Origin of the sequence: Kitasatospora sp. NPDC004723, from assembly GCF_040609255.1 — a bacterium.
GTDB lineage: Bacteria > Actinomycetota > Actinomycetes > Streptomycetales > Streptomycetaceae > Kitasatospora.
Window position 1 is genome coordinate 32,551 of sequence record NZ_JBEXJT010000045.1, and the last position, 25,971, is coordinate 58,521.

General features: G+C 72.2%; 26 protein-coding genes. 23 read left to right on the forward strand and 3 right to left on the reverse strand.

What is annotated here, in order from left to right; all coding sequences use genetic code 11:
• The first annotated feature begins 45 nt into the window (after positions 1 to 45).
• Positions 46 to 747, forward strand: coding sequence for an HAD family phosphatase (locus ABZW10_RS30935; RefSeq protein ID WP_355372424.1), 702 nt, complete (start codon positions 46 to 48; stop codon positions 745 to 747).
• Between the two features lie 289 nt (positions 748 to 1,036).
• Entirely contained in the window at positions 1,037 to 2,638 is a 1,602-nt protein-coding gene (locus ABZW10_RS30940) for an ABC transporter substrate-binding protein (RefSeq protein ID WP_355372427.1), read from the forward strand.
• 88 nt (positions 2,639 to 2,726) lie between these two features.
• Here ABZW10_RS30940 and ABZW10_RS30945 read toward each other — a convergent pair whose 3' ends face one another.
• Positions 2,727 to 3,398 (reverse strand): response regulator transcription factor, encoded by a 672-nt coding sequence (locus ABZW10_RS30945; protein ID WP_148647703.1) that lies wholly within the window; start codon positions 3,396 to 3,398, stop codon positions 2,727 to 2,729.
• Entirely contained in the window at positions 3,399 to 4,307 is a 909-nt protein-coding gene (locus ABZW10_RS30950; protein WP_355372430.1) for a RecB family exonuclease, read from the reverse strand.
• 181 nt (positions 4,308 to 4,488) lie between these two features.
• Between ABZW10_RS30950 and ABZW10_RS30955 the strand changes: the two genes are divergently transcribed.
• The 3 genes from ABZW10_RS30955 to ABZW10_RS30965 all read left to right on the forward strand — a co-directional run bounded on the left by ABZW10_RS30955 (position 4,489) and on the right by ABZW10_RS30965 (position 7,468).
• On the forward strand, positions 4,489 to 5,709 hold the full coding sequence (locus ABZW10_RS30955; RefSeq protein WP_355372433.1) for a site-2 protease family protein: 1,221 nt from the start codon (positions 4,489 to 4,491) through the stop codon (positions 5,707 to 5,709).
• 50 nt (positions 5,710 to 5,759) lie between these two features.
• On the forward strand, positions 5,760 to 6,719 hold the full coding sequence (locus ABZW10_RS30960; protein ID WP_355372436.1) for a tRNA (adenine-N1)-methyltransferase: 960 nt from the start codon (positions 5,760 to 5,762) through the stop codon (positions 6,717 to 6,719).
• 107 nt (positions 6,720 to 6,826) lie between these two features.
• Positions 6,827 to 7,468 carry a hypothetical protein gene (locus ABZW10_RS30965; RefSeq protein ID WP_355372439.1) on the forward strand — a complete coding sequence of 214 codons (642 nt, stop codon included), beginning with the start codon at positions 6,827 to 6,829 and terminating at the stop codon, positions 7,466 to 7,468.
• 45 nt (positions 7,469 to 7,513) lie between these two features.
• On the opposite strand, the gene ABZW10_RS30970 is transcribed toward ABZW10_RS30965, so the two are convergent.
• Positions 7,514 to 7,816: a ferredoxin gene (locus ABZW10_RS30970; RefSeq protein WP_355372442.1), complete on the reverse strand. Its 303-nt coding sequence runs from the start codon at positions 7,814 to 7,816 to the stop codon at positions 7,514 to 7,516.
• A gap of 286 nt (positions 7,817 to 8,102) precedes the next feature.
• Here ABZW10_RS30970 and arc point away from each other — a divergent pair, with 286 nt between their 5' ends.
• The 18 genes from arc (at position 8,103) to ABZW10_RS31060 (ending at position 25,934) form a co-directional block, all read left to right on the forward strand.
• Entirely contained in the window at positions 8,103 to 9,869 is a 1,767-nt protein-coding gene (gene arc, locus ABZW10_RS30975) for a proteasome ATPase (RefSeq protein ID WP_355372445.1), read from the forward strand.
• Between the two features lie 216 nt (positions 9,870 to 10,085).
• Entirely contained in the window at positions 10,086 to 11,597 is a 1,512-nt protein-coding gene (gene dop / locus ABZW10_RS30980) for a depupylase/deamidase Dop (protein ID WP_355372447.1), read from the forward strand.
• A 182-nt stretch (positions 11,598 to 11,779) separates the two neighbouring features.
• Complete coding sequence (locus tag ABZW10_RS30985; RefSeq protein ID WP_344321819.1) at positions 11,780 to 11,998, forward strand: ubiquitin-like protein Pup; 219 nt, start codon at positions 11,780 to 11,782, stop codon at positions 11,996 to 11,998.
• Positions 11,999 to 12,182: 184 nt separating this feature from the next.
• Entirely contained in the window at positions 12,183 to 13,022 is an 840-nt protein-coding gene (gene prcB / locus ABZW10_RS30990; RefSeq protein WP_355372450.1) for a proteasome subunit beta, read from the forward strand.
• 32 nt (positions 13,023 to 13,054) lie between these two features.
• Positions 13,055 to 13,840 (forward strand): proteasome subunit alpha, encoded by a 786-nt coding sequence (gene prcA / locus ABZW10_RS30995; protein ID WP_355372453.1) that lies wholly within the window; start codon positions 13,055 to 13,057, stop codon positions 13,838 to 13,840.
• A 129-nt stretch (positions 13,841 to 13,969) separates the two neighbouring features.
• Entirely contained in the window at positions 13,970 to 15,331 is a 1,362-nt protein-coding gene (pafA, locus tag ABZW10_RS31000) for a Pup--protein ligase (protein WP_355372456.1), read from the forward strand.
• Between the two features lie 173 nt (positions 15,332 to 15,504).
• Positions 15,505 to 16,497: an FKBP-type peptidyl-prolyl cis-trans isomerase gene (locus ABZW10_RS31005; RefSeq protein WP_355372459.1), complete on the forward strand. Its 993-nt coding sequence runs from the start codon at positions 15,505 to 15,507 to the stop codon at positions 16,495 to 16,497.
• Between the two features lie 235 nt (positions 16,498 to 16,732).
• The gene (locus tag ABZW10_RS31010) at positions 16,733 to 18,040 is read left to right on the forward strand and encodes an FKBP-type peptidyl-prolyl cis-trans isomerase (RefSeq protein WP_355372462.1); all 1,308 of its coding nucleotides are present in this window, start codon (positions 16,733 to 16,735) and stop codon (positions 18,038 to 18,040) included.
• A 162-nt stretch (positions 18,041 to 18,202) separates the two neighbouring features.
• On the forward strand, positions 18,203 to 18,568 hold the full coding sequence (locus ABZW10_RS31015; RefSeq protein WP_355372465.1) for an FKBP-type peptidyl-prolyl cis-trans isomerase: 366 nt from the start codon (positions 18,203 to 18,205) through the stop codon (positions 18,566 to 18,568).
• A gap of 179 nt (positions 18,569 to 18,747) precedes the next feature.
• A complete protein-coding gene (locus ABZW10_RS31020) occupies positions 18,748 to 19,728 on the forward strand; it encodes a WYL domain-containing protein (protein ID WP_355372468.1) in 981 nt (326 codons plus the stop codon).
• The gene (locus ABZW10_RS31025) at positions 19,725 to 20,681 is read left to right on the forward strand and encodes a WYL domain-containing protein (protein ID WP_355372471.1); all 957 of its coding nucleotides are present in this window, start codon (positions 19,725 to 19,727) and stop codon (positions 20,679 to 20,681) included. Before ABZW10_RS31020 ends, ABZW10_RS31025 begins: the two co-directional genes overlap by 4 nt.
• A gap of 27 nt (positions 20,682 to 20,708) precedes the next feature.
• The gene (locus tag ABZW10_RS31030) at positions 20,709 to 20,915 is read left to right on the forward strand and encodes a hypothetical protein (RefSeq protein ID WP_355372474.1); all 207 of its coding nucleotides are present in this window, start codon (positions 20,709 to 20,711) and stop codon (positions 20,913 to 20,915) included.
• A gap of 23 nt (positions 20,916 to 20,938) precedes the next feature.
• The gene (locus tag ABZW10_RS31035; RefSeq protein ID WP_355372477.1) at positions 20,939 to 21,118 is read left to right on the forward strand and encodes a hypothetical protein; all 180 of its coding nucleotides are present in this window, start codon (positions 20,939 to 20,941) and stop codon (positions 21,116 to 21,118) included.
• A 274-nt stretch (positions 21,119 to 21,392) separates the two neighbouring features.
• The gene (gene tatA, locus ABZW10_RS31040; protein ID WP_355372480.1) at positions 21,393 to 21,689 is read left to right on the forward strand and encodes a Sec-independent protein translocase subunit TatA; all 297 of its coding nucleotides are present in this window, start codon (positions 21,393 to 21,395) and stop codon (positions 21,687 to 21,689) included.
• 70 nt (positions 21,690 to 21,759) lie between these two features.
• Entirely contained in the window at positions 21,760 to 22,701 is a 942-nt protein-coding gene (gene tatC, locus ABZW10_RS31045) for a twin-arginine translocase subunit TatC (RefSeq protein ID WP_355372483.1), read from the forward strand.
• 145 nt (positions 22,702 to 22,846) lie between these two features.
• Complete coding sequence (locus ABZW10_RS31050) at positions 22,847 to 24,016, forward strand: FAD-binding oxidoreductase (protein ID WP_355372485.1); 1,170 nt, start codon at positions 22,847 to 22,849, stop codon at positions 24,014 to 24,016.
• A 180-nt stretch (positions 24,017 to 24,196) separates the two neighbouring features.
• Positions 24,197 to 24,517: a (2Fe-2S)-binding protein gene (locus tag ABZW10_RS31055; protein WP_355372488.1), complete on the forward strand. Its 321-nt coding sequence runs from the start codon at positions 24,197 to 24,199 to the stop codon at positions 24,515 to 24,517.
• Positions 24,498 to 25,934 carry an NAD(P)/FAD-dependent oxidoreductase gene (locus tag ABZW10_RS31060; protein WP_355372490.1) on the forward strand — a complete coding sequence of 479 codons (1,437 nt, stop codon included), beginning with the start codon at positions 24,498 to 24,500 and terminating at the stop codon, positions 25,932 to 25,934. Before ABZW10_RS31055 ends, ABZW10_RS31060 begins: the two co-directional genes overlap by 20 nt.
• The last annotated feature ends 37 nt before the right edge of the window (positions 25,935 to 25,971 follow it).

Below are 25,971 nucleotides of genomic sequence, written 5' to 3' on the forward strand. Positions count from 1 at the left end.
TGCCATCCCCGGGGCCGATCCGGGCACGGACGGAAGGATCCCGCCATGACCACCATCTCCACCGCCACCCAGATCCTCGGCGGCGACGACCGGGGCCTCCAGGCGGTGCTGCTGGACATGGACGGGACGCTGGTCGACACCGAGGACTACTGGTGGCAGGCCGAGTGCTCGCTCTTCGCCGACCTCGGCCACCAGTTGACCGCCGAGGACCGCGCCCACGTGGTCGGCGGTCCGATGACCCGGGTGATCGACCACCTGCTGAGCAGCACCGGCGTGGACCTGTCGCCGGCCGACCTGACCGTGCTGATCAACCAGCGCTTCGTCGACCTCCTGGGCGGCGGGGTGCCGCTGATGCCGGGCGCCGAGCGGCTGCTCAACACGCTGGCCGCGCACGGCGTGCCGGCCGCGCTGGTGTCCGCCTCGCACCGGCACATCATCGACATCGTGCTCCGCTCGCTGGGCGCCGAGCACTTCGCGTTCTCGGTCGCCGGGGACGAGGTCCCGCGCACCAAGCCGCACCCGGACCCGTACCTGGAGGCGGCCCGCCGGCTGGGCGCCGACCCGGCGCGCTGCGTGGTGGTCGAGGACGCGCCGACCGGGGTGCGGGCCGCCGAGGCGGCCGGCTGCCCGGTGATCGCGGTGCCCTCGGTGACGCCGATCGAGCCCGCGCCCGGCCGGCTGGTGCTGTCCTCGCTGGAGCAGGTCGACCTGGAGCTGCTGCGCTCCCTCGTGACCTCGCGAGTGTGATTGTCGTCTCATCGCAGAGTGGGTGGAACCACCGCCAAGCGGGCGGAGGCGGCCGGGCCCCGGGGGAGCGTCCCGGGAGAAAACGGGCATTGCCTGACAACTCGTCGGACAGGCCTGACCAGAGCCCGTCGCCGTGTCCCAACCGTCACCTGCGAGGGGGCCGGGGGTGTCTGTTCGATATGGCACGCTACTCGGGTTCGTTGCAACCCCAGCCCAGGCACCGCCGCTGACGGGCACCCCCGTCGTGCCCGCGGTCGCAGCCGGACCGCACCCCAGAAGGACGCGACCCGTGAAGACTCCAGCTGAACGACTGGCCGTGCTCGGCTGTGCCGGAATCGTCGCCGCCTCGGTGGCCGGCTGCGGCTCGGTCACCGACGCCGTCAAGGGGGACGGCGACAAGTCCATCACCCTGGGCACCACCGCGCTGACCAGCGCCCTCGACCCGGCCGTCGCCTACGACGCGGGCTCCTGGCTGCTGCTGCGCAACACCTTCCAGTCGCTGCTGACCTACCCGGCCGCGTCCAGCGCGCCCACCCCGGACGCCGCCCAGTCCTGCGAGTTCACCGCCGGCGACGCCACCCAGTACCACTGCACGCTCAAGACCGGGCTGAAGTTCTCCAACGGCCACGCGCTCACCGCCGCCGACGTCGTCTACTCGATCCAGCGGACCCTGAAGATCAACGACCCGAACGGCCCGGCCGGCCTGCTGTCGTCGATCAAGTCCGTCGAGGCGCCCAACGACACCGAGGTGGTCTTCCACCTCGGCCAGCCCGACGCCACCCTGCCCGCCAAGCTGGCCGGCCCGGCCGGCGCCATCGTCGACCAGGAGATCTACCCGGCCGACAAGGCGCTGCCCAACGACAAGCTGGTCGGCTCCGGCCCGTACCGGATCGACTCGGTCGAGGCGATGGCCAAGGGCGGCCCGGCCAAGGTCGTGCTGCTGCCCAACGACAAGTACACCGGCGACGCCAAGCTGCGGAACAAGAAGTTCATCCTGCGCTACTTCGACAAGCCGGCCGACCTCAAGGCCGCGCTGGACAGCGGCGCCGTCGACCTGGCCGACAACAGCCTGGAGCCCAACACCGCGGCCCAGATCCTCTCCGACCAGCAGGGCGGCAAGACCGACCTGCGCGTCGTCGAGGGCGACAGCAACGACACCCGCTACCTGGTCTTCAACACCAAGGACGCCACCGGCGGCAACGTCGCGGTGCGCCAGGCCGCCGCCCAGCTGATCGACCGCAAGTCGCTGGCCCGCGACGTCTTCGCGCGCACCGTCCAGCCGCTGTACTCGATGGTCCCGGCCGGCGTCACCGGCCACAACACGGCCTTCTTCGACCGCTACGGCGACCAGGACGTCACCAAGGCCAAGGCGATCCTCACCGCCGCCAAGGTCCAGACCCCGGTCAAGCTCAGCATCACCTGGGCGCGCTCGCGTGCCGAGTCCGCCGAGGCCGAGACCCTGAAGAAGCAGCTGGAGGCCGGCGGCCTGTTCCAGGTCACGGTCCAGCAGGAGCCCGACTGGGACTCCTACAAGAAGGGCTGGAACGAGGGCAAGTACCAGGCGTACATCATCGGCTGGTTCGCGGACTACCCGGACCCGGACAACTACGTCGCCCCGCTGATCGTCGACGGCGGCTCCTACCACCACGGCTGGGACGACCCGCGGATCAGCCAGCGGCTGGTGCCCGACACCCTCCGGCAGACCGACCGGGCCGCGGCGACCAACAGCTACGCCCAGATCCAGGGCATCGTGGCCGAGAACGCCCCGCTCATCCCGCTGTTCCAGAACAAGGCCTTCTTCACCTCCCGCTCCAACATCACCGGCGTCGAGTCCACCGTCGACACCACCGGCTTCTTCCGCTTCTGGGAGATCGGCCGGAGCGGCAAGTAACGCCCGCGGACAGCACGGCGGCCCGCCCGCCCCGCCCGGCCTCGGCCGGGGGGGAGCGGACGGGCCGCCGTCCGTCGTCCCGCGCCGCCTACAGCGTGCCCGGGCGCACCAGCCCGCTCTCGTAGGCGTACACCGCCGCCTGCACCCGGTCGCGCAGCTGGAGCTTGGTCAGCACATGGCCGACGTGCGTCTTCACCGTCGTCTCGCTGACGAACAGCTCCGCCGCGATCTCCGCGTTCGACAGCCCGCGCGCCACCAGCTTCAGCACCTCCAGCTCCCGCTCGGTCAGCGCGTTCAGCGCCTGCGGCGGCGCCTCCTCGCCCGACGGCAGCTTGGTGGCGTACATGTCCAGCAGCCGCCGGGTGATCGACGGCGCCAGCATCGCCGCGCCGTCCGCCACCACCCGGATCGCCTGCACCAGCTCCTCGGCCGGCACGTCCTTCAGCAGGAAGCCGCTCGCCCCCGCGCGCAGCGCCTCCACCACGTACTCGTCCAGGTCGAAGGTGGTCAGCACCAGCACCTTCGCCGGCCCGTCCCGCCCCGGCCCGGCGATCCGGCGGGTCGCCTCCACACCGTCCATCCGCGGCATCCGGATGTCCATCAGCACCACGTCGGGCTGCAGCGCCCGCACCTGGTCCAGCGCCTGCTGGCCGTCGCCGGCCTCACCGACCACCACCAGGTCGGACTCGGCCTCCAGGATCATCCGGAAACCGGTGCGCAGCAGCGGCTGGTCGTCGACCAGCAGCACTCGGATCGTCACCTACGACTCCTCGTTCGTCGGATCCCCCGTGGGATCGCGCTCGTCGGACGTACGCGCCAGCGGCAGCGGGTACGGCGGGGGCGTGCCGCCGAACTCCGGGCAGCTGGCCTGGTGGTCGCACCAGTCGCAGAGCCGGTTGCGGGTCGCCGGGAAGTCGCCGGTCGCCACCGCCCGGCCGATCCGCTCCCACAGCGCCAGCAGCTTGCGCTCCACCGCGAGCAGGTCCGCCTCGTCCGGGTCGTAGCTGACCACGTCCCCGCCGCCGCCCAGGTAGACCAGCTGCAGCCGTTTGGGGATCACGCCCTTCCAGCGCCAGACCACCAGTGCGTAGAACTTCATCTGGAACATCGCCTTGCCCTCGAAGTCCCGCGAGGGCGCCCGGCCGGTCTTGTAGTCCACCAGCCGGACCTCACCGGTCGGCGCGACGTCCACCCGGTCGATGTAGCCGCGCAGCAGCAGCCCCGACTCCAGCGCCGTCTCCACGTACAGCTCGCGCTCCACCGGGTGCAGCCGGGTCGGGTCCTCCAGCCGGAACCACTGCCCGACCAGCTTCTCGGCGTCCGCCAGCCAGCGGGTCAGCGCCGCGCCGTCCGGGTCCTCCGGGAACAGCCCGGCCAGCTCCGGGCGCTCGCCCAGCAGCCGCTCCCACTGCGGGCGCAGCAGCCCCAGCGCCCGCTCCGGCGTCCGGTCGGCCGCCGGCGAGTCGAACAGCCGCTCCAGCACCGCGTGCACCAGGGTGCCCCGGGTCGCCGCCGAGCTCGGCGGCTCCGGCAACCGGTCGATCACCCGCAGCCGGTACAACAGCGGGCAGGTGAGGAAGTCGCCCGCACGCGACGGGGACAGCCCGGTCGGGGCCGCCGCCGGACGGGGCGGCGCCGCGGCGGAGCCGCTGGTCTCGGTCTGCTGCATACCCAAGACCCTATTGCCCCCTGCTGTCATCCCGCTGCCACGGTGCTGCCGCAAAGCGCCCGCCACGGGGTATGAAGGCAGTGGGAAGGCGAGGGGCGGGCGCCGCGCGGCGGTCCCGATCACGTAGCGTGGGCGCACCGGCGCGCGGCGCACGCCGGGGGCGACGGACGAAGGGAACACGGTGAGCGACTCCAGGGGGCACCAGACCTCCGACCAGCCACCGCACGGCGGCAACACCCGGCCGGGGCCCCCACCGCCCCGCGAGCCGGAACCCCGCGGCGGCATCCTGGTGGGCCGCCCCTTCGGCGTGCCGATCTACGTCACCCCGTCCTGGTTCGTCATCGCCGCCCTCATCACCTGGGTCTTCGGCGGCCGGCTCGACCAGGTGCTGCCCCACCTCGGCGCCACCCGCTACCTGATCGCGTTCTCCTTCGCCGTCGCCTTCTACGGCTCGGTCCTGGTCCACGAACTCGCCCACACCCTGGTCGCGCTGCGCTACAAGCTGGGCGTGCGCCGCATCCAGCTCCAGTTCTTCGGCGGCGTCTCGGAGATCGAGAACGAGGCCGAACGCCCCTGGCGGGAGTTCTGGCTGGCCTTCGTCGGCCCGCTGCTGTCGCTCGTCCTCGGCGGCGTCTTCTACCTCGCCCTGCAGGCCGTCGAGGTCTCCACCGTCCCCGGCGTCCTGCTCACCGGCCTGATGGTCTCCAACCTCGTCGTCGCCGCCTTCAACCTGCTGCCCGGCCTGCCGCTGGACGGCGGCCGGATGCTGCGCGCCGTCGTCTGGGCCGTCACCGGACGGCCGATGGCCGGCACCGTCGCCGCCGCCTGGGCCGGGCGGGCCCTCGCCATCGCCGTCCTGATCGGCCTGCCGCTGATCAGCTCCGCCCGCACCCTCGAACGCAGCCGCACCGACACCCTGGTCGACGCGGTGCTCGCCGCCGTCCTCGCCGCCATCATCTGGAACGGCGCCACCGGCGCGCTGCGCAACGCCCGGCTCAAGGAGGTCCTGCCCGGCCTGCGGCTGCGCGACCTCGCCCGGCGGGCCGTCGAGGTCACCGCCGACACCTCGCTCGGCGAGGCCATGCGGCGCGCCCACGAGGCGCAGGCCGGGGCCGTGGTGGTCATCGACGGCCGGGGCGAGCCGATCGCCCTCGTCCGGGAGTCCGCCGTCCGCTCGGTCCCCGAGCGCCGCCGCCCCTGGGTCGCCGTCGGCCCGCTCGCCCGCGACCTCGAACCCGGCCTGCGGCTGCCCGCCGACCTGGCCGGCGAGGACCTGCTGCGCGCCGTGCGGGCCACCCCCGCCGGGGAGTACCTGGTCGTCGAGGAGGACGGGCGGGTGTTCGGCGTCGCGGCGCTCACCGACATCGAGCAGCGCCTGACCGCCGCCGTCACCGGCCGCTGAGAAGGATCACCTGGTAAGCCGGAGGGTTCGCTTCCCTTAGGATTGTCCGCATGTCCGAACCGACCGGTGCCGCCCGCCGACGAGGGCCCTTCCAGGTCGGGGACCAGGTCCAGCTGACCGACCCCAAGGGCCGCCACTACACGTTCACGCTCCAGGCCGGGAACCAGTTCCACACCCACAAGGGTGCGTTCCCCCACGACGAGCTGATCGGCGCCCCCGAGGGCACGGTCGTGCGCACCACGGGGAACGTCCCGTACCTCGCGCTGCGCCCCCTGCTCCCCGACTACGTCCTGTCCATGCCGCGCGGGGCCGCCGTGATCTACCCCAAGGACGCGGGGCAGATCCTGGCCATGGCCGACATCTTCGCGGGCGCCCGCGTGGTCGAGGCCGGCGTCGGCTCCGGTGCGCTCTCCACCTACCTGCTGCGCGCCGTCGGCGACACCGGCATGCTCGCCTCCTACGAGCGCCGCCAGGACTTCGCCGACATCGCCCAGGGCAACGTCGAGCGCTACTTCGGCGGGCCGCACCCGGCGTGGAAGCTCACCGTGGGCGACCTCCAGGACAACCTCGTCGAGACCGACGTCGACCGCGTCATCCTCGACATGCTCGCCCCCTGGGAGTGCCTGGACGTCGCCTCCGAGGCGCTCGTCCCCGGCGGCCTCATCTGCTGCTACGTGGCCACCACCACGCAGATGTCCAGGACCGTCGAGGCGCTGCGCGAGCACGGCACCTTCACCGAGCCGCAGGCCTGGGAGACCATGGTCCGCACCTGGCACCTGGAGGGCCTGGCCGTCCGCCCGGACCACCGGATGATCGGCCACACCGGCTTCCTGCTCACCGCCCGCCGGCTCGCCGACGGCGTCGAGCCGCCGCTGCGCCGCCGCCGCCCGGCCAAGGGCGCCTACGGCGAGGACTACGACAACGGGGCCCCCGAGCCGACGCTGCAGGAGCGCGCCGCCGCCCGGGCCGCCGCCCGCACCGAGGCCGCGGAGCAGGCCGTCCTCGACTGAGCCGCCCGACGAAGACGCCTCCCGGAGGGGTGGTACGGCAGCGCCGTGCCACCCCTCCCGCGTCCGGGCACACCCGCACCACCTCGCGGTCGCCCCGGTGTGGGACGATGCTCGCTCACACAGACCACTGGAGGGGACGCCTGGTGGAGACCGCGGTCGGCACGACGGCTGGACAGCAGACCGCCACGGGCCCAACCGGCCCCCGGCACGGGCGCACCGCCCCCTGGCACTGGGCCGTGACGGTGGCCGGCTGCGCCGCCGTGGTGACCGCCGCCCTCGTCGCCGGCCCCGCCAGCGGCGCCCCCGCGCCCGCCCGGCCCACCCCCAGGGCGCTGCCCGCGGCCGCCGCCCCCGACCCGTCGAAGGCCGAACTCCCGCTCGACTGCGGGCCGTTCCCGGTCACCGTGGCCGTCAGCTTCGCCGCCGACCTCGGCGACGGCCGCCCCGGCACCGTCGCCGCCGCGCACTGCGCCGCCGAGAACGGCACCCCGCCCGACGCCGTCTACCTGCTCGGCACCGGCACCGACGGGCGCCCCGCGGTGCTGGCCACCCTGCTCTCCGAGCGCGAGAACCTCACCGTCAGCCGCCTCGCGCTGCGCTCCGACGGGGCCGTCACCGCCCACGCGCAGGGCTACTCCGGCGACGACGTACCGCGGTTCGCGCCCGACATCTCGCTCTCCCTCACCTGGACGCGCAAGGGCGGCGGCTGGGACCGTTCCCAGACCGCCGCCCCGTTGAGCCTCACCTAGGCCCTGTCCAGTAGGCCCTGTCCAGCGGCTCGTGGTGACGAACCCCTACTCCGCGTCAGGCCCGTACACCTCGACGCCGTCCGCGGCCCGGCGCACGTGGATGCAGTCGCCGGGGCAGTCCTTCACCGAGTCCACGACGTCCTGAAGCAGCGTCAGCGGCACCGGCACCGTCTCGCCGGGCTGCTGGCGCAACTCGTCGTCCTCGCCCTTCACATACGCGAGGCCGTCGATGTCCAGCTCGAAGACCTCCGGCGCGTACTGCGCGCAGATGCCGTCGCCGGTGCACAGATCCTGGTCGATCCACACCTCCAGCGGCTCGGAAGCCGCCTTCGACTCGCTCACCGACATGATGATTGTCCGCCGTTTCTGTCCCGGGACGCCCCGTCCTGGGGCATTCCCGCCATTCGTACAACGATCGGACCCCGTGCGTCGGTCGCGATCGGATATCGACTCGATCGACGATACATCTGGTCCGCTTTGGCCCGTGCGCGGTGGGTATCCCCCTAGCAGAGGGGAAGCACGCGAGGGCGAAGATCGGACACGCCCGTTCCATCTTTCTTGATCTAGGGGTTTACGGACCCCTGGTCCCAGGTAGGGTCTGGAAGCGTCCAGCTCCCCGGAGGAGGTGAGGACCGTGGCAGCCCACGATGACGACTACAACCGCAGCACCGGCAGGCCCGCTCGTGGTTCCGACGAGGCCGCTCAGGTCTCGTACCTTGAGCAGGAAATCGCCGTGCTGCGCCGCAAGCTCGCCGACTCGCCGCGCAATTCGAGAATCCTCGAAGAGCGGATCGTCGAGCTCCAGACCAACCTGGCCGGCGTGACCGCCCAGAACGAACGGCTCGCCTCCACCCTGCGTGAGGCCCGCGACCAGATCGTGGCCCTCAAGGAGGAAGTGGACCGGCTGGCACAGCCCCCGGCCGGATTCGGCGTCTTCCTCAGCGCCAACGAGGACGACACCGCCGACATCTTCACCGGCGGCCGCAAGCTCCGCGTGAACGTCAGCCCCAACGTCGCCCTCGACGAGCTGCGGCGCGGCCAGGAAGTCATGCTCAACGAGGCCCTCAACATCGTGGACGCGATGGCCTTCGAGCGCATCGGCGACCTCGTCACCCTCAAGGAGGTCCTGGAGGACGGCGAGCGGGCCCTGGTCATCGGCCACACCGACGAGGAGCGGGTGGTGCGCCTCGCCGAACCGCTGCGCGAGACCACCCTCCGGGCGGGGGACGCCCTGCTGCTGGAACCGCGTTCCGGCTACGTGTACGAGGTCGTGCCGAAGGCCGAGGTCGAGGAACTGGTCCTCGAGGAGGTCCCGGACATCGACTACCGCCAGATCGGCGGCCTGTCCAACCAGATCGAGCTGATCCGCGACGCGGTCGAGCTGCCCTACCTGCACGCCGAGCTCTTCAAGGAGTACGAGCTGCGCCCGCCCAAGGGCGTGCTGCTCTACGGCCCGCCCGGCTGCGGCAAGACGCTGATCGCCAAGGCCGTGGCGAACTCGCTGGCCAAGAAGGTCGCCGAGGTCACCGGCCGCCCCCAGGGGAAGAGCTACTTCCTCAACATCAAGGGCCCCGAGCTGCTCAACAAGTACGTCGGCGAGACCGAGCGGCAGATCCGCCTGGTCTTCCAGCGGGCCCGCGAGAAGGCCGGCGAGGGCACCCCCGTCATCGTCTTCTTCGACGAGATGGAGTCCCTCTTCCGCACCCGCGGCTCCGGTGTCAGCTCGGACGTCGAGAACACCATCGTCCCCCAGCTGCTCGCCGAGATCGACGGCGTGGAGGGCCTGGAGAACGTCATCGTCATCGGCGCCTCGAACCGCGAGGACATGATCGACCCGGCGATCCTGCGGCCCGGCCGCCTGGACGTCAAGATCAAGATCGAGCGCCCGGACGCCGAGGCGGCCAAGGACATCTTCTCCAAGTACCTCAAGGACTCGCTGCCCTTCCACCCGGACGACGTCAAGGAGCACGACGGCTCCGTCGAGGCCACGGTGGCGGCGATGATCCAGTCGGTGGTGGAGCGGATGTACTCCGAGACCGAGGAGAACCGCTTCCTGGAGGTCACCTACGCCAACGGTGACAAGGAGGTCCTGTACTTCAAGGACTTCAACTCCGGCGCGATGATCCAGAACATCGTCGACCGGGCCAAGAAGATGGCCATCAAGGACTACCTCGACCACGGCCAGCGCGGTCTGCGGGTCTCCCACCTGCTCAACGCCTGCGTGGACGAGTTCAAGGAGAACGAGGACCTGCCGAACACCACCAACCCGGACGACTGGGCCCGGATCTCCGGCAAGAAGGGCGAGCGGATCGTCTTCATCCGCACCCTGGTCACGGGGAAGCAGGGCGCCGAGTCCGGCCGCTCCATCGACACTGTCGCGAACACCGGGCAGTACCTGTAACCGACCCGGTCCGGGCCTCCCGGAACGCTCGCACCCCGTCCGGCTGTGGCGCCTCGCGGCCCCGCAGCCGGACGGCGCGTCTCGGGACCCGCCGGTCGGTACCGCGTTCTAGGCTCGACCCACCGTTCGCGGGCAGACGGCCGGCGTCGGTGTTGTTCAGCGGTACGTCAGCGTGGACCGCCCGCCGGGGGCGGCCCACCGGGCAAGGAGGGCCGCATGACCGTACGGCGCGTGATGGGCATCGAGACCGAGTACGGGATCTCCGTGCCCGGGCACCCCAACGCCAACGCCATGCTCACCTCGTCCCAGATCGTCAACGCGTACGCGGCGGCGATGCACCGGGCACGGCGGGCCCGCTGGGACTTCGAGGAGGAGAATCCGCTGCGCGACGCCCGGGGCTTCGACCTCGCACGGGACGTCGCCGACGCCAGCCAGCTGACCGACGAGGACATCGGCCTCGCCAACGTCATCCTCACCAACGGCGCGCGGTTCTACGTGGACCACGCGCACCCCGAGTACAGCTCGCCCGAGGTGACCAACCCGCGCGACGCCGTGCTCTGGGACAAGGCCGGCGAACGGATCATGGCGGCCGCCGCACAGCGCGCGCTGGAGCTGCCCAACGGGCAGAACATCCACCTCTACAAGAACAACACCGACAACAAGGGCGCCTCCTACGGCACCCACGAGAACTACCTGATGAAGCGGGCGACCCCGTTCGCCGACATCGTCCGCCACCTCACCCCCTTCTTCGTCTCGCGCCAGGTGGTCACCGGCGCCGGCCGGGTCGGCATCGGCCAGGACGGCTCCGCCCACGGCTTCCAGATCAGCCAGCGCGCCGACTTCTTCGAGGTCGAGGTCGGCCTGGAGACCACCCTCAAACGGCCGATCATCAACACCCGGGACGAACCGCACGCCGACGCCGAGAAGTACCGCCGGCTGCACGTGATCATCGGGGACGCCAACCTCTCGGAGATCTCCACCTACCTCAAGCTCGGCACCACCTCGCTGGTCCTGGCCATGATCGAGGACGCCTTCATCACCTCCGACCTGGCCGTCGACCAGCCGGTGCGCACCCTGCACCGGATCTCCCACGACCCCACGCTGAAGCACCTGGTCACGCTGCGCAGCGGGCGCCGGCTCACCGCCGTCCAGCTCCAGCTGGAGTACTTCGAGCTGGCCCGCAAGTACGTCGAGGACCGCTTCGGCACCGACGCCGACGAGCAGACCGTGGACGTACTGGCCCGCTGGGAGGACGTGCTGGGCCGCCTGGAGCGCGACCCGATGTCGCTCTCCCGCCAGCTGGACTGGATCGCCAAGCGGGAGATCCTGGAGGGCTACCGCAGCCGGGACGGCCTGGAGTGGGACAGCCCGCGGCTGCAGCTGGTCGACCTCCAGTACAGCGACGTGCGGCCCGAGAAGGGCCTCTACAACCGCCTGGTGGCCCGCGGCCGGTTCGACCGGCTGCTGACCGAGGAGGAGGTCGTCAGGGCCGTCGGCAAGCCGCCGGAGGACACCCGGGCGTACTTCCGCGGGCGCTGCCTGGAACAGTACGCCGAGCACGTCGCGGCGGCCTCCTGGGACTCGGTGATCTTCGACCTGCCGGGCCGGGACTCGCTCCAGCGGGTGCCCACCCTGGAGCCGCTGCGCGGCACCCGCAACCACGTCAAGGAGCTGCTGGACCGCTGCCGCACGGCGGAGGACCTGCTGCGGGTCCTCTCCGGCGGGTAGCCGGGTCACTTTCCGATCACCACGGGTGAACGCCGGGCAAATGGGAATCATCCGGGGTGACGGCGGACGTTGGACAGGAAGCGCCACCGGCAAACCGGAAGCGGGTTGTCGCACCTTGTGTATAGGGTCGGTGCAGCAAGCAACGACCAAACCGTGCCAGACGATCGAGCGGGGTGAGGTAAATGGCGAGCAAGGACACCGGCGGCGGCCAGCAGCGGGCGAACCGCTCCTCCGAGGAGGTCGAGGAGCAGGCCGCGGAAGCGCAGAATTCGGATGACCTCAAGGAACGCCAGGAAAAGCTGAGCGACGACGTCGACGCGGTTCTGGACGAAATCGACGAGGTCCTGGAATCGAACGCCGAGGATTTCGTGCGGCAGTTCGTGCAAAAGGGCGGACAGTAATTCCGTCCGGAATCCGGGAGGCTGCCCGGCGGCATTCCGGGAATCCACGGTCGCGAACGATGACGGCGGACGGGCGGCGGGAGCCGTCCGTCCGTCCGGTCCGGCCCCGCACCGTGCTGGACAGTGATCGTCCGGCCGGTAGGGTGCGGGCAGTGCGCGCTTCAAGCTACCTGGAAGGAATCGTGTGGAAGCCAACACTCGTGGCACCGGGCGTCTACCGGCTGCCTTCCTGACCCCGGGGTCCTCGTCGTTCCTCGACTTCCTGGAGGCCCACCGGCCCGAGTTGATCCCCGGCCGGCGCCGGCTGCCCGAGGGCGTCATCGAGGCCCCGCACGGCACGACCATCGTCGCCGCGGTCTTCGACGGCGGCGTGGTCCTCGCCGGTGACCGCCGCGCGACCATGGGCAACGTGATCGCCCAGCGGGACATGGAGAAGGTCTTCCCGGCCGACGAGTACAGCGCGATCGGCATCGCCGGCACCGCCGGCCTCGCGATCGAGATGGTCCGGATGTTCCAGCTGGAGCTGGAGCACTACGAGAAGATCGAGGGCACCGTGCTCTCCCTGGAGGGCAAGGCCAACCGGCTCACCACCATGATCCGGGGCAACCTCGGCATGGCGATGCAGGGCCTGGCGGTCGTCCCGATGTTCGCCGGCTACGACCTCGACCTCGGCCGCGGCCGGATCTTCACCTACGACGTCACCGGCGGCCGTTCCGAGGAGCGCGGCTTCGCCGCCACCGGCTCCGGCTCGGTCTTCGCCCGCGGCTCGATGAAGAAGCTCCACCGCGACGACCTGACGGCCGACCAGGCCGCCACCATGGTGGTCCAGGCGCTCTACGACGCGGCCGACGACGACTCCGCCACCGGCGGCCCCGACCTCGCCCGCAAGATCTTCCCGATCGTCTCGCTGATCACCGAGGACGGCTTCCGCCGGCTCACCGAGGCCGAGGTCACCGAGATCGCCGTCTCCATCACCGACCAGCGCCTGGCCCACCCCAACGGGCCGCAGGCCCCGCTGCTCTAGCCATCAACTGAGGAAGGAAGGGACGATCGCCGGTGTCCACACCGTTCTACGTCTCCCCCCAGCAGGCCATGGCGGACCGCGCGGAGTACGCCCGCAAGGGCATCGCGCGCGGTCGCAGCGTGGTCGTGCTCACCTACGCGGACGGCATCGTCTTCGTCGCCGAGAACACCTCCCGGGCCCTGCACAAGGTGTCCGAGATCTACGACAAGATCGCCTTCGCGGCGGTCGGCCGGTACAACGAGTTCGAGAACCTGCGCATCGGCGGCGTCCGCTACGCCGACCTGCGCGGCTACACCTACGACCGGGCCGACGTCACCGCCCGGGGCCTGGCCAACGTCTACGCCCAGACGCTCGGCACCATCTTCTCCTCGGTCGGCGAGAAGCCCTACGAGGTCGAGCTGATCGTCGCCGAGGTCGGCCGCACGGCCGAGGACGACCAGATCTACCGGCTCACCCCGGACGGCTCGGTGGTCGACGAGAAGAACTACGTCGTGGTCGGCGGCAACGCCGACTCGATCGGCAACTACCTCGGCCAGCGCCACCGCAGCGGCTTCTCGCTCACCGAGGCCGTCAAGGTGGCCGTGGACTCGCTCGCCCGCGACCCCAACGGCGGCAGCCCGCGCACCCTCACTCCCGACCAGCTGGAGGTGGCGGTCCTGGACCGCCAGCGCTTCCAGCAGCGCAAGTTCAAGCGGATCCTGGGCGGCCAGCTCGCCCGGCTGCTCGACGGCGACCAGTCCGCCGAGTCGGACGACTCGGACGACGCGGACGACAAGGGGAAGCTGGCGGCCACCCCGCCCGGCGACTCCGACCAGTAGTGCCCACGGGGTCCCGTACGGCGGCCGGCGACGGCGGCGGCCGCACGGGACCCCGGTGCCCCTGCGGCGGCCCGGACGGGCTTTCGCGGAGGCGGTTTCGGACAGCTCCCATCAGAGAATGGATGGCCCATGGACCGCCGAATTTTCGGGCTGGAGAACGAGTACGGAGTCACCTGCACGTTCCGCGGGCAGCGCAGGCTGTCCCCGGACGAGGTCGCCCGCTACCTCTTCCGCCGCGTAGTCTCCTGGGGCCGCAGCAGCAACGTGTTCCTGCGCAACGGTGCCCGCCTGTACCTCGACGTCGGCTCCCACCCCGAGTACGCCACCCCCGAGTGCGACGACGTCGTCGAGCTGGTGACGCACGACAAGGCGGGCGAGCGCATCCTCGAAGGTCTGCTGGTCGACGCCGAACGGCGGCTGCACGAGGAGGGCATCGCCGGCGACGTCTACCTCTTCAAGAACAACACCGACTCCGCCGGCAACTCCTACGGCTGCCACGAGAACTACCTGGTGGCCCGGCACGGCGAGTTCTCCCGGCTGGCCGACGTGCTCATCCCGTTCCTGGTGACCCGGCAGCTCATCTGCGGCGCCGGCAAGGTGCTGCAGACCCCCCGCGGCGCGGTCTACTGCGTCAGCCAGCGCGCCGAGCACATCTGGGAGGGCGTCAGCTCGGCGACCACCCGCTCCCGCCCGATCATCAACACCCGCGACGAGCCGCACGCCGACGCCGAGCGCTACCGCCGGCTGCACGTGATCGTCGGCGACTCCAACATGTCGGAGACCACCACCCTGCTCAAGGTGGGCGCCACAGACCTGGTGCTGCGGCTCATCGAGGCCGGCGTGGTGATGCGCGACCTCACCCTGGAGAACCCGATCCGGGCGATCCGCGAGGTCAGCCACGACCTCACCGGCACCCACCAGGTACGGCTCGCCAACGGCCGGGAGGCCAGCGCGCTCGACATCCAGGAGGAGTACTACACCAAGGCCCTGGAGTTCGCCGACCGCAAGGGCATCAACACCGGCACCATCGCGCGCGTCCTCGACCTGTGGGGCCGCACCCTGGAGGCGGTCAGGACCGAACGCCTCGACGGGGTCGCCACCGAGATCGACTGGATCATGAAGTACAAGCTCATCGAGCGCTACCGCGAGAAGCACCAGATGAGCATGAGCAACCCCCGGGTCGCCCAGATCGACCTCGCCTACCACGACATCCACCGCCGTCGCGGCCTGTTCTACCTGCTCCAGGCCAAGAACCAGGCGCAGCGGGTGACCACCGACCTCAAGACCTTCGAGGCCAAGTCGATCCCGCCGCAGACCACCCGGGCCCGGCTGCGCGGCGACTTCATCCGCCGGGCGCAGGAGCAGCGCCGCGACTTCACCGTCGACTGGGTGCACCTCAAGCTGAACGACCAGGCGCAGCGCACCGTGCTCTGCAAGGACCCGTTCCGGTCCGTCGACGAGCGGGTGGAGAAGCTCATCGCCGGCATGTGACCGGCGCGCGGGCGGGGGAGCGGCGCGCGGCCCCCGTCGTCCGTCGGTGTGATCTTCGCGGCGCCCGGTCCCGGTGGTGCCTACCGGGACCGGGCGCCGTCTGCGCATACGCTGTCCGTCGAGTCCGGAGCCGGAGTCCGGAGAGCCGACTTTGACCGACAGTTAGGAACGCCGTGCGCCGCACCGCCGGGTTGCTTCTCACCCTGCCCCTGCTGCTGGCGGTGGCCTGCAGCAGCTCCACCAAGCCCGCCGGTCAGGCCACGCCCACGGCGTCGCCGACCGCCGCGCCCACCGTGCCCGCCCCGGTGAACGAGGCCTCGCCGATGCCGGTGCTGTCCGGCGGGGGCTTCGGGAGCAAGGCCACCATCACCATCCCCGAGGGCCAGCAGCCCAGCGGTCAGTTCGTGGTGAACACCGTCAGCGAGGGGGACCGCCCGGCGGTCAACAAGGGCGACTGGGTGACGGTCAACTACACCGCCAAGGACTGGACCACCGGCAAGGACCTGCCCAGCTCCTACGACTCCGGCGGCAAGCCGCAGCTCTACCAGGCGGGCAGCGGGCAGCTGGTGCCGGCCTTCGACCAGAGCGTGATCGGCAAGAAGGTCGGCAGCCGGCTGCTGGTCGTCGCCCCGCCGGCCGCCGCCTTCGGCACCCAGGGCTCCACCCAGCTCGGCGTCGGCCCCGGCGACACCGTGGTCTTCGTGCTGGACATCATGGAGAGCCTGCCGCCGGACTCCACGCTGTCCGGCACCATGACGCAGGCGCCGACGAACCTGCCGCAGGTCAAGGACAACGGCAAGGCCGCCGTGACCATCACCGTGCCGGCCGGGGAGGCCCCGCCGGCCGACCTCCAGCAGGCCGTGCTGATCAAGGGCGAGGGCAAGCAGGTCAAGTCCGGGCAGACCCTGGTCGTGCAGTACACCGGGGTGCTGTGGAGCAACGGCCAGCAGTTCGACTCCTCCTGGAGCCACGGCGGCGCCCAGGCCCTGCAGATCGGCACCGGCAGCGTGATCGAGGGCTGGGACAAGGGCCTGGTCGGCCAGAACGTCGGCAGCCGGGTCCTGCTGGTGGTGCCGCCGGCGCTCGGCTACAAGGACCAGGCACAGGGCTCCGTGCCGCCGAACTCCACCCTGGTGTTCGTGGTGGACATCCTGGAGGCCGTGTAGCACCGGATCAGCGGAGATCCCCGGCGCGGGCTGGTTCGAGCCCGGGGGAGTCCGTACGCTTGGGCGGGCGCTCGCACGGGCAAGCGCCCGCCCTCATCCTGACCTGTCATACTGCCCTCGCACTGTGGTAGGCGCCGCCGGCGCCCGGGGTCCGGGCGGGCAGTGCGGCAGCACCCCGGCGCCACCACGCCGGCCGTAGACCTCGAAGACCTCGTGGCGAGATGGATGGGGAGTCATGTCTGAGAAAGCGTCGAGCCCGGGCGGGTCCGGCACCACGCCTGGTAACTCCGCCGGCGACCCGGCCGACTCGCGGCCCGGCGGCCCGCTCCCGGGCGACGGTGAGTCGATCATCGTGCCCCCGGCGATCCTGAAGCAGCAGGCCGGGTGGGGCGGGTCCGGGGAAGCTCCGCGGGCCACCGGGACGAAGACCGACGAGGCCCCGCAGATCTTCGCGTCCACCGTCCGCCGCGGGGACACCTCCGAGGCCGGTTACGACGAGAACCCGGGCAACGTCGGCAAGCTCGGCGTGATCCTCGGCACAGTCCTGGGCGTCCTGCTCATCGGCAGCGCCGTCACCCTGTACCTGGTGAACAAGGACGGCTCGGACGACACCGCCGCCGCCAAGCCGGACGCCGCCAAGTCCGCCCCGGCGACGCCGTCCGCCGAGCCCGTCCCGCCGATCAAGGACAGCGCCAAGGTGCTGCCCAACGTCACCGGCGACTTCGGCAGCAAGGCCACCATCGAGGTGCCCGCCGACCAGGCCGACGGCAACTTCGTCGTCAAGGTCCTCTCCGAGGGCAACGGCGCCAAGGTCGAGAAGAACTCCTGGACCTCCGTCGACTACACCGGCAAGGACTGGAACACCGGCAAGGACATCCCCTCGTCCTACGATGACAAGGGCAAGCCGCAGATCTTCCAGGCCGGCACCGATGCGCTCATCCCGGCGCTCGACCAGGCGGTCATCGGCAAGAAGGCCGGATCCCGGCTGCTGGTCGTCGCCCCGCCGGCCGCCGCCTTCGGCGCCCAGGGCAACCCCAGCATGTCGATCGGGGCGAAGGACAATCTGATCTTCGTCATCGACATCCGCAACAGCAACGCCCCCGACGCCGTCGTCAGCGGCACCGTGACCCCGCCGCCCGCGGACTTCCCGCAGGTCAAGGACAACGGCAAGAAGCCCGCCGACATCACCCCGGTGCCCGGCGCGGCCGACCCGACCGAGCTCAAGAGCCACGTCCTCATCAAGGGCGAGGGCCGCAAGGTCGAGAAGGGCGAGAAGATCCTCGTCCAGTACACCGGCGCCCTGTACAAGGACGGCAAGGTCTTCGACTCCTCGCTGACCCGCGGCCAGGCGTTCTCCTTCCCGCTCGGCGGCGGCCAGGTCATCGCCGGCTGGGACCAGGGACTGGAGGGCCAGACCATCGGCAGCCGGGTCGAACTCGTCATCCCGGCCTCGCTCGGCTACAAGGACCAGGCCCAGAACGAGATCCCGGCCAACTCCACGCTGGTCTTCGTCGTCGACATCCTCGACGCCGGTCAGGGCTGATCCACTTTCGGGTGACAATGGTGTACGTGTGACCTCCGGGCCCGGCCGCGTGGCCGAGGCCCGGACGGGCGGCGGGCGCCCGTACCGTGGTCTGGGAACGGACCGGGGTGCGGGCGCCCGCCGCTTGGTCGTGGAACGAACCAACCGTGAGATGAGGTACTAGTGAGCAAGCCCGAGATCGACTTCCCGGTCGGCGACCCGCCGGCCGAGCTGAAGATCCGCGACATCGTCGTCGGCACCGGCGAGGAGGCCAAGCCGGGCCAGGTCGTCGAGGTCCACTACGTCGGCGTCACCTTCGCGACCGGCGAGGAGTTCGACGCCAGCTGGAACCGCGGCTCGACCTTCAAGTTCCCGCTCGGCGGCGGCCGGGTCATCAAGGGCTGGGACCAGGGTGTCGCCGGCATGAAGGTCGGCGGCCGGCGCGAGCTGACCATCCCGCCGCACCTGGCCTACGGCAACCAGTCGCCCAGCCCGCTCATCCCCGCGGGCTCGACCCTGATCTTCGTGGTCGACCTGATCTCCGTCTGAGGACGCTGATCGCCAGGGCCGCACCCCCTGAGGGGGGTGCGGCCCCACGTGTTCGGGGATGTTCGCGGACTCGGCTTTTGCACGGTGTACCGCTACCGGTACGGTCGGTCCCGCCGGGTCAACGACGACGCCCGGCGGGCGCACCCCGCGCGCGGCGCGGCACACCGGAAGGGTCAGCGATGGCGATCGCCAAGGCAGAGCGGCTGATGAATCTCGCCCTGTGCCTGATGAACACCAGACGTCCGCTCTCCAAGAAGGAGCTGCGGGAGTCCATCGAGGCCTACCGCGAAGCCTGGCAGAACAGCAGCGAGGAAGCCTTCAACCGGATGTTCGAGCGGGACAAGGACGACCTGCGCGAACTCGGACTGGTCATCGACGTCGACGAGAACGCCCTCGACGGCGAACTCGGCTACCTCGCCCGCGCCGACCGCAACCGCCTGCCCGAGATCGCCCTCGACGCCGAGGAGGCCGCCGCGCTCACCCTCGCCGCCCGGGTCTGGCAGCAGGCCAAGATGAGCGGCGCCGCCAGCGGCGCGCTCCAGAAGCTCCGCGCCGCCGGCGTCCCCTTCACCGAGACCGAGCGCCGCCCCGCCCTCGAACCGCGCATCCCCGCCCGGGAGGCCGCCTTCGAACCGCTGCTCACCGCCGCCCGCGACCGCCGCCCGGTCACCTTCGAGTACCGCAAGGCCGGCGCCGCCGCCGTCGAACAGCGCAGTGTCGAACCCTGGGCCCTGGAGTGCTGGCGCGGTCACTGGTACCTGGCCGGCTGGGACCGTGACCGCGAGGACGCCCGGGTCTTCCGGCTCAGCCGGATCACCGGCAAGGTCCGGGCCCGTTCCGGCGCCTTCCTCGGCACGGTGCCCGAGCACGTCGACGTCCGCGCCACCGTGGCCAAGTTCGCCGGGGAGGGCGCCACCGCCACCGCCGTGGTCAGGGTCCGCCGCGGTGCGGGCTTCCCGCTGCGCACCAAGGCGCTCGCCACCCGGCGGGCCGACGACGGCTGGGACGAACTGGAGATCCCGTACGGCAACGGGCTCGGCGCCGACCTCGCCGAGTTCGGGCCGGACGTGCTGGTGGTCGGCCCCGAGGAACTGCGGGCCGACGTCATCGACCGGCTGCGTGCGGTGGCCGGCACCGTGGTGGAGGATGTGCGGGCATGAGCAACGCGATCGACCAGACCCGGCGGATGCTCTCGCTGGTCACCTACCTGCGCGAGCGCCCCGGCGCCGAGGTCGCCGAGGTGGCCCGCGCCTTCGGCATCAGCGAGCGCGAACTCATCGGCGACCTCAACGTCCTGCCGATGTGCGGAACCAGCTTCCGCGGCGGCGACCTGCTCGACATCGACACCGACGGCGAGCGGATCTGGTGGCACAACGTCGACGACGTCGCCCAGCCGCTGCGGCTGGCCGCCGACGAGGCGACCGCGCTGCTGGTCGCCGCCCGCGCCGTCGCCGGACTGCCCGGCCTGCGGGCCGGCGACCGCGAGGCGCTCACCCGGGCCGTCGCCAAGATCGAGAACGCGGCGGGGGAGAACGCCGAGGGCAGCGCCCGGGTCGGCGTGACCTTCGAGGCCGAGAGCCACGTCTTCGCCGACATCGACCGCGCCCTCAGCGAGGGCCGCCGGCTCTGGCTGCGCTACTACTCGCACGGCCGCGGCGGCATGACCGAGCGCGAGGTCGACCCGATCCGGCTGCTCACCGAGGGCCACACCTACCTGGAGGCCTGGTGCCGGACCTCCGAGGACCACCGGATGTTCCGGCTCGACCGGGTCGCCGAGATCAAGGTCCTGGACGTCCCCGCCGATCCGCCCAAGCGTGAGCCGCGCGACCTCTCCGGCGGGCTGGTCAACCCCTCCGCCGACGACCCCGAGGTCGTCGTCGAGGTCTCCTCCGGTGGCCGCTGGGTCGCCGAGTACTACACCCACGACCGGGCCGAGGAACTGCCCGACGGCGGGCTGCGGATCACCCTGCGCAGCGCCGACCCCTCGCAGCTGCGCCCGCTGGCGCTGCGGCTGGGCCGCGACGGGCGGATCGTCTCGCCGCCGGAGCTGGCCGGGCAGGCGCGGGCGGCGGCGCTGGAGGCGCTGGCGCACTACGGGGAGGGGCGGGTCTGAGCCGTGGAGCCCGGTACCAGATTCAAGGTGTACTGCTCGGAGTGCCGGGAGAAGGTGGAGCTGCCGGTCGAGGCGTTCCGCCTGACGTTCGGCCGCGCGGCGGCGCAGCCGCACTACAGCTTCGGGTGCCCGCTGTGCGGGGCGGCGGTGCGCAAGCCCGCCGGGGAGAAGATCGTCGCCGCGCTGACCGCGGCCGGGGTGCGGACCATGCGGCTGGTGCCGGCCGAGGGGTGAGCGGGGCGGATAGGGTGGGGGACATGTCCTGGATGCTCGTCGCCGCCGTCCTCCTCGCCACCGCCGGCCTGCTGGTGCTCGGCGTCCTCGCGGTCCGGCTCTGGATGGACGTGCGGGCCCTGGCCAAGGGCGTGGACGCCGCCTCCCGGGCGCTGGCCGAGGCGGCCGGCGACCTCGCGGCCTCGGCGGCGGCCCGCTCCTGACGGCGCGCGGGCCCGCCGCGGTCCGGCGTACGGAGCGTTCACCCCGGCGCACGGAGTGCGGCGGACCGTCGCGGACCTGCCGGTCATGTCGAACGGGGCGCACCGGGGGCTGCTCTTCGGAGGTAGGGGCGCGTTACGCTCTCAGTTGGCTCCTGAGCGCGAACGGGGGCCGCTGTCCTGTTCGGGCGGCCGACGTCACGGCGTCACCCGCAGCGGTTACCATCCCCGCAGCGGGCGGCCCGTCGGATGCCGCCGAGACTGAAGGTGGTCGAGCATGCGGGTCTCGTTCACCGCGATCCTCGTGGTCGCGGTCATCGCCATTGTGCTTTTCGGTGCCAAGCGGCTGCCGGAGCTGGCGCGTTCCCTGGGCCAGTCGGCCCGGATCCTCAAGAGCGAGGCCAAGGCGATGCGCACCGACGGCACCGCCGACACCCCGGCGCCGTCCGCCCCGGCGGTGGCCGACGGTGGTACGGCGAAGACCATCCAGTCCGCCCCGGGCGCGCCCGAGACCGCCCGTCCGGTGAACGAGCAGCCCACCGGGCAGTCCGCTCCGGACGGCGGGGCGCGCTGAGCGCGCGGCGCACGCGACCACTGGAGGCCCGTCGACCGGCGGGCCTCGACGCACGAGTTGAGGACCGGGGTTGAGCAAGCTCACCAAGGCGTCGAAGACGCCCAAGGATCCCGAGGGGCGGATGGCCCTCGCCGACCACCTGCGGGAACTGCGGAACCGCGTGGTCAAGTCGGTCCTGGCGATCGTGGTGATCACGATCGTCGCGCTGATCTTCCACAAGCAGATCGAGACGCTGCTGCTCAAGCCGCTGCCGCAGTGCACCCCGGAGACCATCGAGACCACCAAGGGCAAGTGCGCGCAGGTCTCCACCATCGGTCTGACCGCCGGTTTCAACTGGATGCTCAAGGTCGCCCTGACGGTCGGTGTGGTCGTCACCGTCCCGGTCTGGCTGTACCAGCTGTGGGCCTTCGTGGCGCCCGGTCTGCACAAGCACGAGCGCAAGTACACCGTGATCTTCATGGCGTGCGGCGCTCCGCTGTTCCTGGCCGGTGTGACCCTGGCGATCCTGCTGCTGCCGGTGACGGTCCAGGTGCTGATCTCGTTCACCCCGGACAAGACCACGCCGATCCTGCCGCCCGCGGACTACTTCGACATCGCCACCCGGCTGGTGCTGGTCTTCGGTCTGGCCTTCGAGTTCCCGCTGCTGCTGGTGATGCTGAACCTGGTCGGCATGGTCACCGGCAAGCGGCTGCTGGGCTGGTGGCGCGGCATGGTGATGGGCATCACCGTGTTCGCCGCCTTCGCGACGCCCAGCGCCGACCCGCTCAGCATGCTGGCGCTGGCCGCGCCGATCTGGGCGCTGTACTTCCTCGCGGTCGGGGTGGCGATGCTGAACGACCGGCGCAGGGCCCGGCGCAACCCGGACCTCGCGCTGAGCGACGAGGAGGCCTCGCAGGTGGACCTCTCGGTGGCGCCGGTCGCCGGGGCCGAGGCGATCGAGGCGTCGAGCACGCCGAGTGCCTCCGGCCACGTGCCGGCCGCCCGCCACGAGCAGATGGACGACATCACCTGAACCGGCCGATGACCTGAGGTCCGGCCACGGGCCCCGAGCCCCGGCCCGCCGCTTTCCGAGCGGCGGGCCGGGGCTTTTCGATGTTTTTGGCCCGTTCCGGGCGGGTGGTCTTGGCAGGTTCGATGGCATGTGACATATTACTGACGTGTCCCACTCCCAGAGACTCCCCGACGTCGTGGTGGTCGGTGCCGGTGTCGTCGGCGCCGCCTGCGCGTACTACGCCGCCCGGGCCGGCCTCGCCGTCGACGTCGTCGACCGCGGTCCGGTCGCCGGCGGCACCACCGGCGCCGGCGAGGGCAACCTGCTGGTCTCCGACAAGGAGCCCGGCCCCGAGCTCGACCTCGCCCTGCACTCCACCGGCCTGTGGCGCGAACTCTCCGACGAGTTCGGCGCCGCCGTCGAGTACGAGGCCAAGGGCGGCCTGGTGGTCGCCGCGACCCCCGCCCGGCAGGAGGCGCTGCGCGCCTTCGCGGCCGCGCAGCGGGAGGTCGGCGTCACCGCCGAGGAGATCCCCGGCGAGCGGCTGAACGAGCTGGAGCCGCACCTCGCGCCCGGCCTGGCCGGTGGCTTCCACTACCCCCAGGACGCCCAGGTCCAGCCCGCGCTGGCCGCCGCCCACCTGCTGCGCGCGGCCCGCCGGGCCGGGGCGCGGCTGTACACCGGCGAGGCCGTCCGGGCCGTGCGGCTCGGGGCCGACGGCGCCGTGCGCGGCGTCGAGACCGAGCGGCGGCGGCTGGACGCGGCCGCCGTGGTCAACGCCGCCGGCACCTGGGGCGGCGAGTTGGCCGGGCTGGCCGGCGTCCGGCTGCCGGTGCTGCCGCGGCGCGGGTTCGTGCTGGTCACCGAGCCGCTGCCGAGGATCGTCCGGCACAAGGTGTACGCCGCCGACTACGTGGCCGACGTGGCCAGCGGCTCCGCCGCGCTGCAGACCTCGGCCGTGGTCGAGGGCACGCCCGGCGGGCCGGTGCTGATCGGCGCCAGCCGTGAGCGGGTCGGCTTCGACCGGACGCTCTCGGTGGAGGTGCTGCACCGGCTGGCCGCCCAGGCCGCCGCGCTCTTCCCGGTGCTGGCCGGGGTGAACGTGATGCGCGCCTACCGCGGCTTCCGGCCCTACCTGCCGGACCACCTGCCCGCGATCGGCGCCGACCCCCGGGTGCCCGGGCTGTACCACGCCTGCGGTCACGAGGGCGCGGGTATCGGTCTGGCCCCGTCCACCGGGCTGCTGATCGCCCAGCAGCTCACCGGCAAGGAGCCGGATCTCGGTCTCGCCCCCTTCCGGGCCGACCGCTTTCCGGCCGAGGACGACGCCGCCTGAGGCCGGGCCGGGCCTGGCCCGGGGCTTCGCCCGGGGCCCTGCCGGGGCCCTGCCCCAGGCCTTGCCCGAGCTTGCCGCGCACTTTGCAAAGTGCGCGACAACTTTGCAAAGTGCACTTGGCGGTCAGGTCGTCCGACCACCCCACGATCGGCTCTTGAGCTGAACGGAGAACCCCCACCCATGCGCCGTAGCCGCACCCCCGCGGATCTGGTCGAGGCCGAACCCGCGCCCGCGTTCACCATCGACTTCGACGGCCGGCCCGTGCCCGCGCTGCCCGGGCAGACCATCGCCGCCGCCCTGTGGGCCGATGGCGTGCTCGCCTGGCGCACCACCCGGGTCGGCGGGAAGCCGCGCGGGGCGTTCTGCGGGATCGGCGCCTGCTTCGACTGCCTGGCCACCGTCGACGGGCGGCCCAACCAGCGCACCTGCCTGCTGCCGGCCGAGCCCGGCACCACCGTCACCACCCAGGAGGGCCACGGCCGTGCCGAGCTCGACGTCTGACCCCGTGGCCGGTGAGCCGCGCCCCTACGACCTCGCGGTGATCGGCGCCGGCCCGGCCGGCCTCGCCGCCGCCGTGACCGCCGCCGACCTCGGGCTGCGCTGCGCCCTGGTCGACGCCGGCCGCAGCACCGGCGGCCAGTACTACCGCCACCCGGCCCCCGGCCTCGGCGCCGCCCGGCCCGACCGCCTGCACCACGGCTGGTCCGTCTACACCGGCCTCGCCGACCGGCTCGCCGCCCACCGCGCGAGCGGCCGGGTCGACCTGCTGTCCGGCCACCAGGTGTGGGCGCTGGAGCGCGCCGGGGAGCGCGACTGGCGGCTGCACGTCACCACCGGCCCGGACGCCGAGGACCGGGCCACCGTCGGCTCGGCCGCCGTGCTGCTCGCCACCGGCGCGTACGAGCGGCAGCTGCCCTTCCCCGGCTGGACCCTGCCCGGGGTGGTCACCGCCGGCGGCGCCCAGGCCATGCTCAAGGCCGGCCTGGTGCTGCCCGGTCGGCGGATCGTGGTGGCCGGCAGCGGCCCGCTGCTGCTCGCGGCGGCCTCCTCGCTGGTCACCGCCGGCGCCGAGGTGCCCGCGGTGGTCGAGGCCACCGCGTACCTCGGGTACGCCCGTCGCCCCGGCGTGCTGGCCGCCGTTCCGGCCAAGCTGGTCGAGGGTGCCGGGCACGGCTCCGCGCTGCTGCGGCACGGCGTGCGGCTGCGGCCGCGCAGCGCGGTCGTCGAGGTTCACGGAACGGACCGGGTCACCGCCGTCACGGTGGCCCGGTTGGACGCCGAATGGCGTCCGGTGCCCGGCAGTGGGCGACGGATCGAGTGCGACGCGCTCGCCGTCGGCCACGGCCTGGTCCCGCAGATCGAGCTGGCCACCGAGTTGGGCGCGGCCACCCGCACCACGCCCGACGGGACGGCGGCGCTCAAGGTCGACGCCCGCCTGAGGACCACCGTCCCCGGGCTCTGGGCGGCCGGCGAGACCTGTGGGGTCGGCGGCGCCGACCTGGCGATCACCGAGGGCGAGCTGGCCGCGCACGCGGTCGCCGACCAGCCGGTGCGCACCGCGCTGCTGCGCCGGCGCTCCCGGCTGCGGGCCTTCGCCGAGCTGATGGCCGCCGCCCACCGGCCCGGCCCGGGCTGGACCGACTGGCTGCGGGAGGACACCGACGTCTGCCGCTGCGAGGAGGTCCCGGCCGGGCGGATCCGCGAGGCGGTGGACGAGCTGGGCGCGGGCGACGCGCGCACCGTCAAGCTGCTGACCAGGGCCGGGATGGGCTGGTGCCAGGGCCGGATGTGCGGTCCGGCGGTGGCCTGCCTGGCCGGCGGCGGCGCCGCGGACGGGGAGGTGCGGGCCGACAGCCGGCCGTTCTCCTGCCCCGTTCCGCTCGGACAGCTCGCGGCGGACCGGACCGACCAGGACTGAGCCCGGCCGGCCGGGGACCGGATCCGTCCGGTTCCCG

Coding starts and splice junctions, on each gene's coding strand:
- ABZW10_RS30935 (WP_355372424.1), top strand. CDS start 46: ATGACCACCATCTCCACCGCCACCCAGATCCTCGGCGGCGACGACCGG.
- tatA (WP_355372480.1), top strand. CDS start 21,393: ATGCGGGTCTCGTTCACCGCGATCCTCGTGGTCGCGGTCATCGCCATT.
- pafA (WP_355372456.1), top strand. CDS start 13,970: ATGGACCGCCGAATTTTCGGGCTGGAGAACGAGTACGGAGTCACCTGC.
- ABZW10_RS31025 (WP_355372471.1), top strand. CDS start 19,725: ATGAGCAACGCGATCGACCAGACCCGGCGGATGCTCTCGCTGGTCACC.
- dop (WP_355372447.1), top strand. CDS start 10,086: ATGACCGTACGGCGCGTGATGGGCATCGAGACCGAGTACGGGATCTCC.
- ABZW10_RS30970 (WP_355372442.1), bottom strand. CDS start 7,816: ATGTCGGTGAGCGAGTCGAAGGCGGCTTCCGAGCCGCTGGAGGTGTGG.
- ABZW10_RS30985 (WP_344321819.1), top strand. CDS start 11,780: ATGGCGAGCAAGGACACCGGCGGCGGCCAGCAGCGGGCGAACCGCTCC.
- ABZW10_RS31020 (WP_355372468.1), top strand. CDS start 18,748: ATGGCGATCGCCAAGGCAGAGCGGCTGATGAATCTCGCCCTGTGCCTG.
- ABZW10_RS30950 (WP_355372430.1), bottom strand. CDS start 4,307: ATGCAGCAGACCGAGACCAGCGGCTCCGCCGCGGCGCCGCCCCGTCCG.
- ABZW10_RS31055 (WP_355372488.1), top strand. CDS start 24,197: ATGCGCCGTAGCCGCACCCCCGCGGATCTGGTCGAGGCCGAACCCGCG.
- ABZW10_RS30960 (WP_355372436.1), top strand. CDS start 5,760: ATGTCCGAACCGACCGGTGCCGCCCGCCGACGAGGGCCCTTCCAGGTC.
- ABZW10_RS31010 (WP_355372462.1), top strand. CDS start 16,733: ATGTCTGAGAAAGCGTCGAGCCCGGGCGGGTCCGGCACCACGCCTGGT.
- ABZW10_RS30965 (WP_355372439.1), top strand. CDS start 6,827: ATGCTCGCTCACACAGACCACTGGAGGGGACGCCTGGTGGAGACCGCG.
- ABZW10_RS31035 (WP_355372477.1), top strand. CDS start 20,939: ATGTCCTGGATGCTCGTCGCCGCCGTCCTCCTCGCCACCGCCGGCCTG.